The 13,664-nt window shown below is 43.2% G+C and carries 12 protein-coding genes; all 12 read left to right on the plus strand.

The genetic code is table 11. The features are described from left to right. Positions 1-46: 46 nt before the first annotated feature. A complete protein-coding gene (locus MFF31_RS15565) occupies positions 47-1,054 on the plus strand; it encodes a polysaccharide deacetylase family protein (protein ID WP_238189031.1) in 1,008 nt (335 codons plus the stop codon). A 39-nt stretch (positions 1,055-1,093) separates the two neighbouring features. Continuing rightward, positions 1,094-2,359 carry a M16 family metallopeptidase gene (locus tag MFF31_RS15570; protein WP_238189033.1) on the plus strand — a complete coding sequence of 422 codons (1,266 nt, stop codon included), beginning with the start codon at positions 1,094-1,096 and terminating at the stop codon, positions 2,357-2,359. Next, positions 2,340-2,786 carry a dUTP diphosphatase gene (dut, locus tag MFF31_RS15575; protein WP_282570498.1) on the plus strand — a complete coding sequence of 149 codons (447 nt, stop codon included), beginning with the start codon at positions 2,340-2,342 and terminating at the stop codon, positions 2,784-2,786. The genes MFF31_RS15570 and dut overlap by 20 nt, the downstream gene beginning before the upstream one ends. 118 nt (positions 2,787-2,904) lie before the next feature. Continuing rightward, positions 2,905-3,804 (plus strand): dipicolinate synthase subunit DpsA, encoded by a 900-nt coding sequence (gene dpsA, locus MFF31_RS15580; RefSeq protein ID WP_238189035.1) that lies wholly within the window; start codon positions 2,905-2,907, stop codon positions 3,802-3,804. Beyond that, on the plus strand, positions 3,801-4,391 hold the full coding sequence (locus tag MFF31_RS15585; protein WP_238189037.1) for a dipicolinate synthase subunit B: 591 nt from the start codon (positions 3,801-3,803) through the stop codon (positions 4,389-4,391). Before dpsA ends, MFF31_RS15585 begins: the two co-directional genes overlap by 4 nt. 33 nt (positions 4,392-4,424) lie before the next feature. Next, complete coding sequence (locus MFF31_RS15590; RefSeq protein WP_238189039.1) at positions 4,425-5,459, plus strand: aspartate-semialdehyde dehydrogenase; 1,035 nt, start codon at positions 4,425-4,427, stop codon at positions 5,457-5,459. A gap of 61 nt (positions 5,460-5,520) precedes the next feature. Beyond that, positions 5,521-6,735, plus strand: coding sequence for an aspartate kinase (dapG, locus tag MFF31_RS15595; protein WP_238189041.1), 1,215 nt, complete (start codon positions 5,521-5,523; stop codon positions 6,733-6,735). Positions 6,736-6,850: 115 nt separating this feature from the next. After that, entirely contained in the window at positions 6,851-7,741 is an 891-nt protein-coding gene (gene dapA / locus MFF31_RS15600) for a 4-hydroxy-tetrahydrodipicolinate synthase (protein ID WP_238189043.1), read from the plus strand. Between the two features lie 307 nt (positions 7,742-8,048). Continuing rightward, positions 8,049-9,728: a ribonuclease J gene (locus MFF31_RS15605; RefSeq protein WP_238189045.1), complete on the plus strand. Its 1,680-nt coding sequence runs from the start codon at positions 8,049-8,051 to the stop codon at positions 9,726-9,728. Between the two features lie 157 nt (positions 9,729-9,885). Further along, positions 9,886-10,653 carry a ClpP family protease gene (locus tag MFF31_RS15610; RefSeq protein ID WP_238189046.1) on the plus strand — a complete coding sequence of 256 codons (768 nt, stop codon included), beginning with the start codon at positions 9,886-9,888 and terminating at the stop codon, positions 10,651-10,653. Beyond that, a complete protein-coding gene (locus tag MFF31_RS15615; RefSeq protein ID WP_238189048.1) occupies positions 10,650-10,874 on the plus strand; it encodes a YlzJ-like family protein in 225 nt (74 codons plus the stop codon). The genes MFF31_RS15610 and MFF31_RS15615 overlap by 4 nt, the downstream gene beginning before the upstream one ends. Before the next feature lie 90 nt (positions 10,875-10,964). Beyond that, positions 10,965-13,646 (plus strand): FtsK/SpoIIIE family DNA translocase, encoded by a 2,682-nt coding sequence (locus MFF31_RS15620; protein ID WP_238189050.1) that lies wholly within the window; start codon positions 10,965-10,967, stop codon positions 13,644-13,646. The last annotated feature ends 18 nt before the right edge of the window (positions 13,647-13,664 follow it).

Consider the following 13,664-nt stretch of genomic DNA (forward strand, 5'->3'; position numbering starts at 1 on the left):
TTCAGCTTCATACCGTCATGCGACTGGCAGATTTGGGGTGGAACACATGAAGATAAAGAAAGCCGCTCTTATTGCGGCAACGATGCTAATGATGCTTGTTTTTATCAAAATGAACGGTGATGTAAGCAACTTTATATCGACAGTAAAAGCCGGTGATGCTATCGCGGTTTTTAGCGGAGGACATCCTTTAACGGATCATGAAAAGAAGGAACTGTACGACGCTATTGTTGCGGAAGCAGAATCAAAATCAATACCGCCGGTAGATGCTAGAATCGATCGTATATGGCGCGCGATACCTGGTTATAATGGACTGGTTGTTGATATCGAAAAAACGTACAATGCTGCACTTCGATCACCAGGTGCTGATGCGATTCCTTATCGTTACAAAGAAATTGAACCGCAAATTAAACTTGAACAATTAGGACCTCAACCGATTTATCGAGGCAATCCCAATAAGAGCATGATTTCACTTATGATTAATGTTGCTTGGGGTAACGAATATATTGATCCAATATTAATAACATTGGAGGAAAAAGGCGTAAAAGCGACCTTTTTTCTAGATGGCAGCTGGCTCAAAAAAAATGTGGACATAGCAAAGAAAATACAAGAAGCAGGTCATGAGATGTCCAATCATGCATACTCTCATCCTGATATGAGCAATTTGGGACATACGGAACAGTATAACCAAATTGCCAAAACAGAAGATCTGCTCAAGCAATTATTAAATGTTGAAAATAAATGGTTTGCTCCTCCATCAGGATCATTCAATGCAGCAACGCTACAAATTGCTAGAGAGCAAGGTTTGCAAACGGTACTCTGGACAATCGATACGGTTGATTGGAGGAAACCTCCTGCTGCATCTGTTATTCGCAAAATATCTGCGAAGTTAGAGCCAGGGGCACTCATACTTATGCATCCTACCGCTACAACTCGTGATGCTTTAGCTGGAATGATAGATAGTGCGAAGACAAAGGGCTATGTAATTGGGACGGTAAGCGAGACGCTTTCGTCTGAACGGATCGCCCCCCTTGTTGAGGGAGCAAACGTATTCTGATATAGTGATATCATTCATGTTTAATTAGGAGGACGCTTTATGAACAAATATACGCTTAGCAACGGATTACGCGTCGTCGTCGAAAAAATTCCAACGGTACGATCCGTTTCATTCGGCATTTGGATAAAAACAGGTTCGCGTAATGAGACAGTAGAAAATAACGGTATTTCCCATTTCATCGAACATATGTTGTTTAAAGGAACTGAGAAGCGCACAGCAAAAGATATCGCAGATCTGTTCGACGGTATTGGAGGCAACGTAAATGCGTTTACGGCAAAGGAGTATACTTGCTATTTTGCAAAAGTGTTAGATGAGCATTTGCCTATTGCTGTGGATGCACTCTCAGATATGTTCTTCAACTCACAATTCGATGATGCTGAACTTGCCAAAGAGAAAAACGTTATTCTTGAGGAAATTTCGATGTACGAAGATACACCTGACGATAAAGTACATGATGAGTCTTCACGTGCTTCGTTTGGTGATCATCCTCTTGCCTATTCCATTTTAGGGTTGAAGGATAGATTGGCAGAGATGACTGGTGAAACGCTCAAAAACTATATGAAAGAACGTTATACGATTGAAAACACGGTCATTAGCGTAGCCGGAAATGTAGAGGAATCAAACATTTTGGAGCTGTTGGAAACCTATTTCGGCGGATTTAATTTACATTCTGAACCTCAGCTAATCGAAGTCCCATCGTTCAAAGGGGACTATATCTTTTACAAGAAGAAGACAGAGCAAAATCACATTTGTCTCACATTCCCTGGATGCTCAAACAAGGATCCTCAGTTGTATGCGATGATTCTACTCAACAATGCTTTAGGCGGCGGGATGAGTTCTCGATTGTTCCAGGAAATTAGGGAGAAGCGGGGACTTGCATACTCTGTTTATTCCTATCATATGGGCTATGCTGATTCAGGACTGTTTACGATCTATGCAGGTACTGCGCCGAAACAAACAAAAGATGTGATGGATTTGACGATGGAGCAGCTTCATGAACTATCAGTAAATGGACTTGGAGCAGATGAATTGCATCGCGGTAAAGAACAGCTAAAAGGTTCTCTCATCTTGAGTTTGGAGAGCACAAGCAGCCGTATGAATAGAATGGGCAAAAATGAGCTTATGATCGGGCACCATTATACACTTGATGAACTGCTTAATCGTATAAACAAAGTTGATATGGACGATATCCGCGAAGTGACTAAACGATTGTTATCTGTACCTTTTGCCGTGGCTATGGTTGGTTCCACAGATAAGGACGCAGCAAAATTAAGGAGGAATCAATTTGTACCAGGTATTGTTTAAGAGACTAGAAGGCAATGAAGATATTGCAATTCCACGCAAAATGTCAGAGTGGGCAGCAGGCTTTGATCTACAAGCGGCTGTTGCTGAACCGTTCATTTTGGAGCCAGGGGCTAGAACACTAATCCCTACGGGTTTCGCAATGGCAATGCCAATAGAGCTTGAAGCTCAAATAAGACCAAGAAGCGGATTAGCTTATAAACATGGCATTACTTGTCTAAACTCACCGGGAACAATTGATGCAGATTATCGCGGTGAAGTAAAAGTATTACTGGCTAACTTGGGCACAGAGCCATTCACGATCACTCGTGGTGAGCGAATTGCACAAATGGTATTCCAGCTTGTTCCTGTCGTGACGATTGAAGAGGCTGATGAGCTTCCGGATACGGTGCGTGGTGCTGGCGGATTTGGTCATACTGGAGTTAAATAATGAAGAAGATCGGGGCTTTTTAAGCCTCGATCTTTTTTTGTGCCATGGAATCCTCACCCCGCTTTGGGCGAAAGCATAAGATGGTCTATATCTATTTGCCAGAAGGGAGTGATGCCTGATGCTAACAGGCGTTCAAGTGCTTCTGCTTGGTGGCGATGCGAGGCAGCTAGAGGTGATAAGGAAGCTAAGCGGATTGGATGCTTCCATTACTGTGTGCGGCTTCGATGGTCTGCATTCGTCATTGGACGGCGCCGTACATGCAGAGTTCGATGAAACGCTGTTCGAAACTGTAGACGCCCTGCTGCTGCCAGCGGTTGGAACAGATGATCAAGGTCTTATTCATACTGTGTTCAGCGATCGCGAGCTCAAGCTTACGGAGAAGCATATGGCGGCGTTGCCGTCACATTGCACAGTCTATACAGGAATGGCTAAACCTTATTTACGTCAACTATGCGAGGGGAGAAATCTTAAGCTGGTTGAGTTGTTTGATCGAGATGATGTCGCTATATACAATTCGATACCAACTGCAGAAGGTGCATTAATGATGGCCATTCAGCATACAGACATTACGATTCATGGTTCTGAATCGATGGTGCTTGGATTTGGTAGAACAGGGTTTACAATGGCACGTGTATTACAAGGATTAGGGGCTAAAGTAAAGGTTGGAGTTAGGCGCTCCGAGCACTTTGCAAGAGCATCAGAAATGGGGTTCGAGCCTTTCTACATGGGTAGTTTATTGCAAAATTCAGGCAATATTGACTTGCTTTTTAATACAATTCCGACTATGATAGTCACAGCGCAAATTATAGCTAATTTACCATCGCGAGCCGTCATTATTGACCTTGCGTCAAAGCCAGGTGGAACGGATTTTCGTTTCGCTGAGAAGCGTGGTATTAAGGCGATGCTTGCACCCGGACTCCCCGGTATTGTGGCACCGAAAACAGCTGGTCGTATTATAGCGGAATGCTTAAGTCAGTTGATCTTGGATGATACGATTAAGCGGGGGAATGGAATATGAATTGGAATGGAATTACGGTAGGTTATGCGTTGTCAGGTTCCCACTGCACGTTCGCCGAGGTAATGCCGGAGATTAAGCGGTTTGTCGATGCAGGCGCGAATGTCGTGCCGATTGTGTCGAATACTCTAATCACAACGGATACTCGGTTCGGTACAGCTAAGGAATGGCAAGAGCAACTAACTTCTATTACCGGAAATCAGATTATTTCTACAATTGTTCAAGCGGAGCCGCTAGGGCCCTCAAAGCTGCTAGATGTGCTTGTTATTGCGCCATGTACAGGCAACACGACAAGTCGATTGGCTAATGCGATTACCGATAGTGCAGTTCTAATGGCGGCGAAGGCACAAATGCGCAATTGCAGACCGTTAGTACTTGCGATTTCGACGAATGATGGTCTTGGGTTGAATGCTGCTAACATAGCGAAGCTATTAGTAGCTAAACATATTTATTTTGTGCCGTTTGGTCAAGACAATCCTGTTCAGAAACCGAATTCTTTGGTTGCTAGAATGGATATGGTTTTGGAAGCGTGCGAAGCTGCCCTTCATGGGAAACAGCTACAGCCGCTGCTAATTGAACGGCATTTATAACATTCATATGATACAGAGGGGAGACGACAGTATATGTCGAATCAGAAGTTGTTTAACGTTGCTGTAGTAGGAGCAACAGGCGCAGTAGGAGAACAAATATTGAAGTTACTCGAATCGAGAAATTTCCCTATCAATGAACTAACACTACTATCGTCTGCTCGTTCTGCAGGTACCAAAATTACGTTTAAGGGCCAGGAGTTTACGGTTAAGGAAGCAACGCCGGACAGCTTCAAGGGTATTGATATTGCTTTGTTCAGTGCTGGCGGAGATGTAACGAAAGCACTTGCTCCACATGCAGTTGAACATGGTGCTGTATGTATAGACAACACAAATGCTTATCGTATGGATGAGAATACTCCGCTTGTAGTTCCAGAAGTTAATATCGAGAAAGTGGCAGAACACAAAGGGATTATTGCTAACCCGAACTGTTCAACAATCCAAATGGTGGCAGCACTTAAACCATTGCAGGATCGTTACGGTATTTCTCGTATAATCGTATCTACTTATCAAGCTGTGTCTGGTGCAGGCGCTCGCGCTATTGACGAAATGATTCGTCAAACTAGTGCAGTACTTGCAGGTGAACCAGTGAATGCTGATATTTTGCCTGTAGGATCTTTGCCAGTTAAACATCAGATCGCATTCAATGCAATTCCTCAGATTGATAAGTTCCAAGAGAATGGCTATACGCTTGAAGAAATGAAAATGGTTCGCGAAACGAAAAAAATAATGGGCGATGAATCCATTGAAGTAACAGCGACTTGCGTCAGAATTCCAGTCGTATATGGTCATTCGGAATCCGTTTATGTGGAATTGAAAAATAATTATGAACTGGAAGATGTCAAGCAGCTGTTGGCGGATGCACCGGGCGTTACCCTTGTTGATGATCCCGCTAATCAGCTATACCCGCTTGCAACTGAAGCAGCAGGAAAACCTGATGTTTTTGTGGGCCGTTTAAGACGCGATCTCGGACATGAGCGTGGTCTTAATATGTGGATCGTCTCCGACAACCTGCTCAAAGGCGCAGCATGGAACGCCGTTCAAATCGCAGAACATATCGCAAAGGGTTAATGGGATAAACACCGGGTATAACGCTGCTTTCGTCTTTTCGTAGATGATGGAGGCTGACGATATGCGAATCCTGATTCAGAAGTTCGGGGGGACATCACTGTCTACCGAATATGCCAGAGAACGCGCCATTCATCATATAATGAGGGAGCGGGACAATGGATATTCTGTTGTTGTTGTCGTCTCTGCAATGGGTCGCAAGGGAGAACCTTATGCGACAGATACTTTGCTTGGGCTCATACGTGACAATGGAAATGCACTTCCTGCTCGCGAGCTTGATATGTTGCTAGGCTGCGGAGAAATTATTTCCGCGGCCGCTTTTTGCAGTTTACTCAATTCGCGGGGAATACCAGCTACAGCTTTAACCGGCGGAGGAGCGGGTATTATAACCGATGAACAATTTGGCGGAGCTAGAATTAAAAGAATTCAGCCGGAAAAGCTGGTTGAACACCTGCAGGCTGGTTCGGTCGTTATTGTGACTGGTTTTCAAGGGATAACGCCACTTGGTGACGTTACTACCCTTGGACGTGGAGGAAGCGATACGACCGCAACAGCTCTTGGTGCGGCACTGAGAGCAGAACGGGTAGATATTTATACAGACGTAAGCGGTATTTTGACTGCAGACCCTCGAATCGTAACGGAGGCTAAGCATTTAGCTATTGTCAGTTATGCAGAAATTTGCAATATGGCTAGACAAGGCGCCAAAGTTATTCATCCCAGGGCAGTGGAAGTTGCTGCACAAGCTCGCATCCCGCTGAGAGTGCGTTCTACTTTTTCGGATGACCCAGGAACATTGGTGACAGATTCATTATCTGATCGGGCAGAACTTCTTGTACAAGATCGTCATGTGACAGGAATTGCTCATGTTAACGGTGTCACACAAATTTCCGTTGGAGCAATTGAAGGACGTAATGATATGCAGCTGCAAGTGTTCCAGACGATGGCGAGACATCATATAAGTGTTGATTTTATTAATGTAACTCCAAGTGGTGCAGTGTATACCGTATTCGATCATGATACTGAAAGAGCAGTATACTTACTGACAGAATGTGGATTTGCACCTCATGCTGTCCAAGGTTGTGCGAAAATTTCGGTAATTGGCGGCGGCATGAATGGTGAGCCAGGAGTAATGGCACGAATTGTAGAAGCATTAACAGAGCAAGGCATATTGATTATGCAATCAGCCGATTCAAATACGACCATCTGGGTATTGGTACTTGAAACAGATATGGTCCCTGCGCTTCGCGCGCTCCATGCGAAGTTCGATTTACACCTCTAATTAGATCCAGTACACGCAATAGAAAATATTGATTTTCGAAGTAGGTTATCCAACAAACCTATGCTAATGCTTACGATTTAGGTTTGTTTTGCAAACCTTGGAGGAGGACGTCCAGATGGAATTCGGAAGATTGATAACCGCCATGGTGACCCCGTTTGATGTAGAAGGGCAAATAGATTGGCAAACTACAGGGGAGCTTATCGATTATTTAATTGATGAACAGAAGAGTGATAGTTTGGTTGTTTCCGGAACAACCGGTGAGTCACCAACTCTGTCAGAAGATGAAAAGCTCGAGCTATTTCGATTTGTTGTGAAACATGCAGCAGGCCGTTGCAAAGTTATTGCTGGAACGGGTAGCAACAATACAGCACATTCTATCCACTTGACGAAGGAAGCGGAAGCATGTGGTGTAGATGGCATTTTAGTTGTTGCGCCGTACTACAACCGTCCAACTCAGGAAGGCTTGTACCAACATTTTAAAGCCATTGCAGAGTCAACCAAGCTTCCTATTATTTTGTATAATGTGGAAGGCCGCACAGCCGTTAATATTTCTGTTGAAACGACACTTCGTTTAGCAGAAATCAACAATATCATTGCTACAAAAGATTGTGCGACGCTAGAACAGCTAACGCTAATTTTAAGAAGTGCTCCTGCAGGCTTCAAAGTGTATACCGGAGACGATGCCGCTACACTGCCTGCATTAGCGATTGGTGCATATGGTATCGTTAGTGTTGCTGCTCACATCGTTGGTGGAGAGATGAAGGAATTAATTACTGCATATTTAAATGGAAATGTTGAGGAAGCAGCTCGTCTGAACGGCAAGTTGTTCCCGTATTTTAAAGGATTGTTTTTTTGTCCGCATCCGGTTCCAAATCCAGTGGCAGTTAAGTATGTGCTTGGTTTGAAGGGTCTTCCAGTTGGTGGAGTCAGGCTCCCACTTGTAACAGTGACCGAATTAGAAGCACATTTTTTACGCGAATTGAACTCAATTGCTCTCATAAAATAGTGAATCATTACGCCTACAGCCGATGCGAAAAGCATCGGTTTTATTTTTTTGGGAAGCCTATTCATAATTAGTTTCATTGGTTTCACTTCTATTACTTGTATTCCATCTTTTTCATCATGTATAATGAACACAAGTGACTGGGTGCGGCAATTGTTTTGAAATGGGAAGTAACCGTCAGAGCGGCATCTGACGTAAACAACAAATATGACTATAATTGTTTTTGTTTTGCCATAAAACAATCTTCAGCATTAGGAAACAAATAGATCAATAAAATGTATATAACATTTTGTAGGAGGTATAGATACACTTGTCAAAGAAGAACATCCAGGATAAGCTGCTCATATTTGCACTAGGCGGAGTAGGCGAAATCGGAAAAAACATGTACGTTATTCAATACAACAATGATATTGTTGTCATTGATTCAGGGCTTAAATTCCCGGAAGAGGATATGCTCGGAATAGACATTGTAATTCCAGATATTTCATATTTAACAGAAAATCGCGATAAGGTTCGCGCAATTCTAATTACACATGGTCATGAAGATCACATCGGTGGTTTGCCATACGTACTTAAGCATCTTAATGTACCGCTATATGCAACAAAACTTACTATGGGATTAATTGAAGGTAAGCTTAAAGAAGCAGGATTGCTTGGTGAGACTAAGCGTATATTGATTAACGCTGACTCTGAGCTTCAACTTGGAGCGATTCATGCAAGCTTCTTCAAAACAAATCATAGTATTCCAGATTCTGTAGGTGTAAGTTTGGATACACCTGAAGGTGTCGTTGTTCATACAGGTGACTTCAAATTTGACCACACACCAGTGAATGAGCAATTTGCGGATTTACAACGTATTGCTGAGATTGGAAGTCGCGGTGTATTGGCATTGTTGTCAGACAGTACAAATGCTGAACGTCCGGGCTACACACCATCGGAAAGCAATGTTGGTGAGGAGCTTGAAGATATTTTCCGCAAATCGACTCAACGTGTTGTTGTAGCAACTTTTGCTTCTAACGTTCACCGTATCCAACAAATTATTAATGCAGCGATTGCAACTAAACGAAAAATTGCAGTAGTTGGTCGCAGCATGGTTAACGTTGTTGGTATCGCTTCAGATCTTGGATACTTAAACATTCCAGAAGGTATGCTTATTGAGCCTGAAGAAGTAAATAAGCTTGCTGCTGATCGTGTAGTTATTTTGTGTACAGGCAGTCAAGGAGAACCAATGTCCGCGCTTACGCGTATGGCACGCTCAACTCATCGTAAAGTTGATATTTTGCCAGGGGATACGGTTATTATTGCCGCGACACCTATTCCAGGTAACGAACGATATGTTGGACGTACCGTTGATGAATTGTTCCGCTTAGGCGCTAACGTTATTTACGGACCTGGTTCCGTATCAGGCGTTCACGTATCAGGACACGGAAGTCAAGAGGAGCTTAAGCTTATGCTTAACCTCATCAAACCTAAATACTTTATACCAGTCCATGGTGAATACCGTATGCTTCGTCAACATGCAAAGCTTGGTGAAGCGATTGGAATGGCTCGTGAAAATATATTTGTTATCGATAATGGTGATACTGTCGAGATCCAAGATGGTAACGCGCGTAAAGGCTCAAAAGTACAAGCTGGTAATGTTCTTATTGATGGCTTGGGCGTAGGAGATGTTGGTAATATCGTTCTTCGTGATCGTAAGTTACTGTCCCAAGATGGCATCTTGGTTGTTGTTGTAACACTGAGCAAACAAGACGGTACTATACTTTCTGGACCGGATATTATCTCTCGTGGATTCGTTTATGTTCGTGAATCAGAGGGCTTGCTTGATGAAGCAAATCGCATCGTAACATCGACACTTAACAGACTTATGAACGACAAGGTTAATGAGTGGGCTTCCCTCAAAACCAATGTTAAGGATGCACTTGGACGTTTCCTTTATGAACAAACACGTCGTCGCCCAATGATTTTGCCGATCATCATGGAGGTTTAATCGACGCAACCCATCACCAAAGAAATCGCTTTTTCGTACCTTCATAAGGGACGAAAGAAGCGATTTTTTTTGTTTAAAATGAATCACGCCGTATAAAATTGCCGGTCGACCCCATACTATGACGAGCTATATTTTAGCACAAAGGGGATAAATCGACATGACAGAATCACAATATTATGGGAATGTACGTAGCGAGCAGCCAGAACCGTCTGCTGACGATAAGAAGAAATTGAACAATGCACTTGATAACATTCAACAGCTTGGTACAGCTGTCTCTCCAGCACCGACAGAATCGAATATTTTCTGTATGACGATTATCGGACAGGTGGAAGGTCATCTAATTCTGCCTCCGCAAAACAAAACGACGAAATATGAGCATATTATTCCGCAATTAGTAGCGACCGAACAAAATGCTAAGATCGAGGGTGTTCTTATCGTATTGAATACGGTAGGAGGAGATGTCGAAGCAGGACTCGCCATTGCAGAGATGATATCTTCTTTATCGAAACCAACCGTCACATTAGTACTTGGCGGTGGTCATTCAATTGGTGTGCCAATTGCCGTTGCAGGAGATAAGTCATTTATTGCAGAAACGGCTACAATGACAATACATCCTATTCGTATGAATGGATTAGTCATCGGTGTACCTCAAACTTTCGAGTATTTGGATAAAATGCAGGAACGTGTCGTGAGGTTTGTAACATCCCATTCCAAAGTAACAGAGCAAACATTTAAAGAACTCATGTTCAAAATGGGTGAGCTAACGAGAGATATCGGTACAACAGTAATCGGTACAGATGCGGTGAAGCATGGATTGATCGACGCTGTTGGCGGGTTAGGTCATGCTCTGAGAGAGCTCAATGTGATGATTGAGCAACGCAGAGCATCTAATACTGAGATCAGTACAGGAGGCGTCGTGCAATGACATTATATACTTCTATGCCACTGGAGACGGTCTTTCAAGGGTTTAATGAGGTGATGGAGCCTTTGCACGACATTTGGGTACAAGGTGTGCAGATGCAGATCGTACCCGTTGCCCCTGGCGTCGGCAAAATTGTAAGACTAATGAACTGTTCTCTTGATGATTATTTGAATCCCGATTTAATGCCGGGAACGATCATTCATTATGGTTTTCCAGCTCAATAAAGAAGGAGTATTCAAAAATTTGCAGTATCGTAGCCGTCATAGCCCCATAACCAATAACTGTGTTATAATGGGAAACTAGGGGTGACGGATTTGGCCAAGAAAAAAACACGAAAAAAATCAATAGGCGCGCAACTAAAATATGAAGTTTACGGCATCTTGCTGATTACAATATCCATTATTGCTCTCTCAGGAGAAGCTACAGTTGGTCGTGCATTGTCCAAGCTGTTTGGACTCGTATTAGGGAAGTTTTATTTTGTATTAGCTTTGGTAGGTGTTTTTGTTGGACTTAGCGTAATGGTGAAGCGAGCTTGGCCTGGCGGCTGGAATAGTCGCAGGACGGGCTTGCTCATTTTGGTGCTTGCTTTTACTTTAAGCAGTTCTATTTCCGAAGTGAATGCAAGGTTTGCGGGGTTAGATCGAGAGGGACTATCTGGAAGTGTGATCTTGAGTACGCTTGGTGGAGAACTTAAATCGCAGCTAATCACAGTTCCCGCAGGCGAAGATGGAACTATTCGAGATAAGACGATTAGCGGCGGTTATGTTGGTGCTTTACAATATTCACTATTATTTATGTTATTTGGATATTATGGCGCTCTCATTATTGCATTTGTTATGTTTGCAATTGCCGTTATGTTAATTACAGGTAAATCGTATGTGGAACTGATTCAAGTTGTCAAAAAACGATGTGTTTCTATGTTTAAGTTATTAATGGCTAAGCGGAATGTTATACGCAAACGTCGAGCGGCAGCGGCTGTCACCGTTCAGACTCCATCTTATGATGATGGAACAATTGATGATGACGAGCAAATTATGCAGAAGCCTCGCAAAAAGCGGAAGTCACTGTTTTTTGCTTGGAAGCAGCAATTGTCAGAGGAAAAGGAACAAGACCAACATGACGAGTGGATTCCTACCCCGCAGGATCATGATGAGCTGCCAAGAGTAAAGCCAGCTTGGGAGACTGACGGGGAACATCCTTGGGAGAAATCTGGAGTAACTGAACATGGAAGTGCTGCTTTAGAACAATTAGAACGTGATCGTCCTCCTTGGGAAAATGATTTAACAGACAATGATCTCCCATTACATAATGATATTGATCAGGAAAACAACATGTCAATTGAGGAACAGAAGTGGGAGGGGACATGGCCTCCGACTCAGGATGATGATGCCAATACGGAAGTTGTTCATTCCATTAATACTGCAGTTCTAGATGAAACAGTTAATAATGAAGATGAACCAACTAATTCTGTAGGTGATGCTGATCCAGCGTTAGATGTGGAATCTGATCAAGGGGCAAATGCAACGCCTCGTAGACCAATTGCAGTCACAAATGAGCAAGATCAAGCATCTAAGCCATACCGATTGCCGCCTTTTACGTTGCTGGAGAAACCGATTGGATTATCGAAAGGTGCAGACGCAGCGGATATGTATGACTCTAGAAGGAAATTGGAGGCTACTCTAGAGAGCTTTGGTGTTCGTGCAAAAGTGCTTGATGTCGTTCGAGGACCTGCGGTTACCCGCTATGAAGTACAACCGGCAACTGGTGTTAAAGTCAGTAGAATAGTAGGGCTTACAGACGACATAGCTCTCGCGCTTGCAGCTAAAGATATTCGTATGGAAGCACCTATTCCAGGCAAATCGGCTATCGGTATCGAAGTTCCGAATATGGAAGTGTCGGTCGTTACGATGCGTGAAGTGATGGAGACTCAAGCTTTCCAAAGCTCCCAATCGAAACTTTCTATCGCATTCGGTCGGGATATATCCGGTCAGACAATTGTTGGTAACTTGGCTCGTATGCCTCACTTATTAGTAGCTGGTGCTACAGGTTCAGGTAAGTCCGTTTGTATTAACGGTATTATTACGAGCATTCTTTATAAAGCGAAACCAGATGAAGTGAAGTTTTTGATGATCGATCCTAAGATGGTCGAGCTAAATGTTTATAATGGAATTCCGCATTTGCTAGCACCTGTCGTTACAGATCCACGGCGCGCATCACTAGCACTCAAAAAAATTGTAGTCGAGATGGAAAAACGGTACGAATTATTTTCTAAATCAGCTACTAGAAATATTGAAGGTTATAATACGTTAATGGCGGATAATCCTGCTGCATGGTTGCCTTATATCGTCGTTATTGTCGATGAGCTTGCAGATTTAATGATGGTAGCAGCGAATGATGTCGAGGATTCTATCGCAAGGTTAGCACAGATGGCCCGTGCAGCAGGTATACATTTGATCATAGCAACACAACGTCCTTCAGTAGATGTTATTACAGGTGTTATTAAAGCAAACATACCGTCCAGAATTGCTTTTGGCGTTTCCTCGCAAGTGGATTCACGAACGATCTTGGATATGGCAGGAGCAGAAAAACTGCTTGGTCGAGGTGATATGTTGTTCTTACCTGTAGGCATGTCCAAACCGATTCGTGTACAGGGTGCTTTTTTATCGGATCAAGAGGTTGAGGTGCTTGTTGCTTTTGCCCGAGATCAAGAAGTTGCCGTGTATAAGGAAGACTTGGTACCAGAAATCGAAGAGGAATCAACAGATAACGAACCTATGCTGGATGAGCTCTATGATCAGGCTGTACAAATTGTAGTTGAGGCTAAACAAGCTTCAGTATCATTATTGCAACGCAGAATGCGTATTGGCTATACGAGGGCAGCAAGACTGATCGATCAGATGGAGGCGAAATCCATCATTGGACCGTATGAAGGAAGCAAGCCTCGTGAAGTATTAATGTCTTTGGAGCAATTGCAAGCAGGAAGAATAAGTTCATAGCGGATATTCATGTTGTAT

Source organism: Paenibacillus sp. L3-i20 (assembly GCF_022180385.2).
Lineage (GTDB): Bacteria > Bacillota > Bacilli > Paenibacillales > Paenibacillaceae > Pristimantibacillus.

What these genes read in the sequence shown, in the direction of transcription:
- MFF31_RS15565 (WP_238189031.1), top strand. Translation starts at nt 47, where the DNA reads ATGAAGATAAAGAAAGCCGCTCTTATTGCGGCAACGATGCTAATGATG.
- MFF31_RS15570 (WP_238189033.1), top strand. Translation starts at nt 1,094, where the DNA reads ATGAACAAATATACGCTTAGCAACGGATTACGCGTCGTCGTCGAAAAA.
- dpsA (WP_238189035.1), top strand. Translation starts at nt 2,905, where the DNA reads ATGCTAACAGGCGTTCAAGTGCTTCTGCTTGGTGGCGATGCGAGGCAG.
- MFF31_RS15585 (WP_238189037.1), top strand. Translation starts at nt 3,801, where the DNA reads ATGAATTGGAATGGAATTACGGTAGGTTATGCGTTGTCAGGTTCCCAC.
- MFF31_RS15590 (WP_238189039.1), top strand. Translation starts at nt 4,425, where the DNA reads ATGTCGAATCAGAAGTTGTTTAACGTTGCTGTAGTAGGAGCAACAGGC.
- dapG (WP_238189041.1), top strand. Translation starts at nt 5,521, where the DNA reads ATGCGAATCCTGATTCAGAAGTTCGGGGGGACATCACTGTCTACCGAA.
- dapA (WP_238189043.1), top strand. Translation starts at nt 6,851, where the DNA reads ATGGAATTCGGAAGATTGATAACCGCCATGGTGACCCCGTTTGATGTA.
- MFF31_RS15610 (WP_238189046.1), top strand. Translation starts at nt 9,886, where the DNA reads ATGACAGAATCACAATATTATGGGAATGTACGTAGCGAGCAGCCAGAA.
- MFF31_RS15615 (WP_238189048.1), top strand. Translation starts at nt 10,650, where the DNA reads ATGACATTATATACTTCTATGCCACTGGAGACGGTCTTTCAAGGGTTT.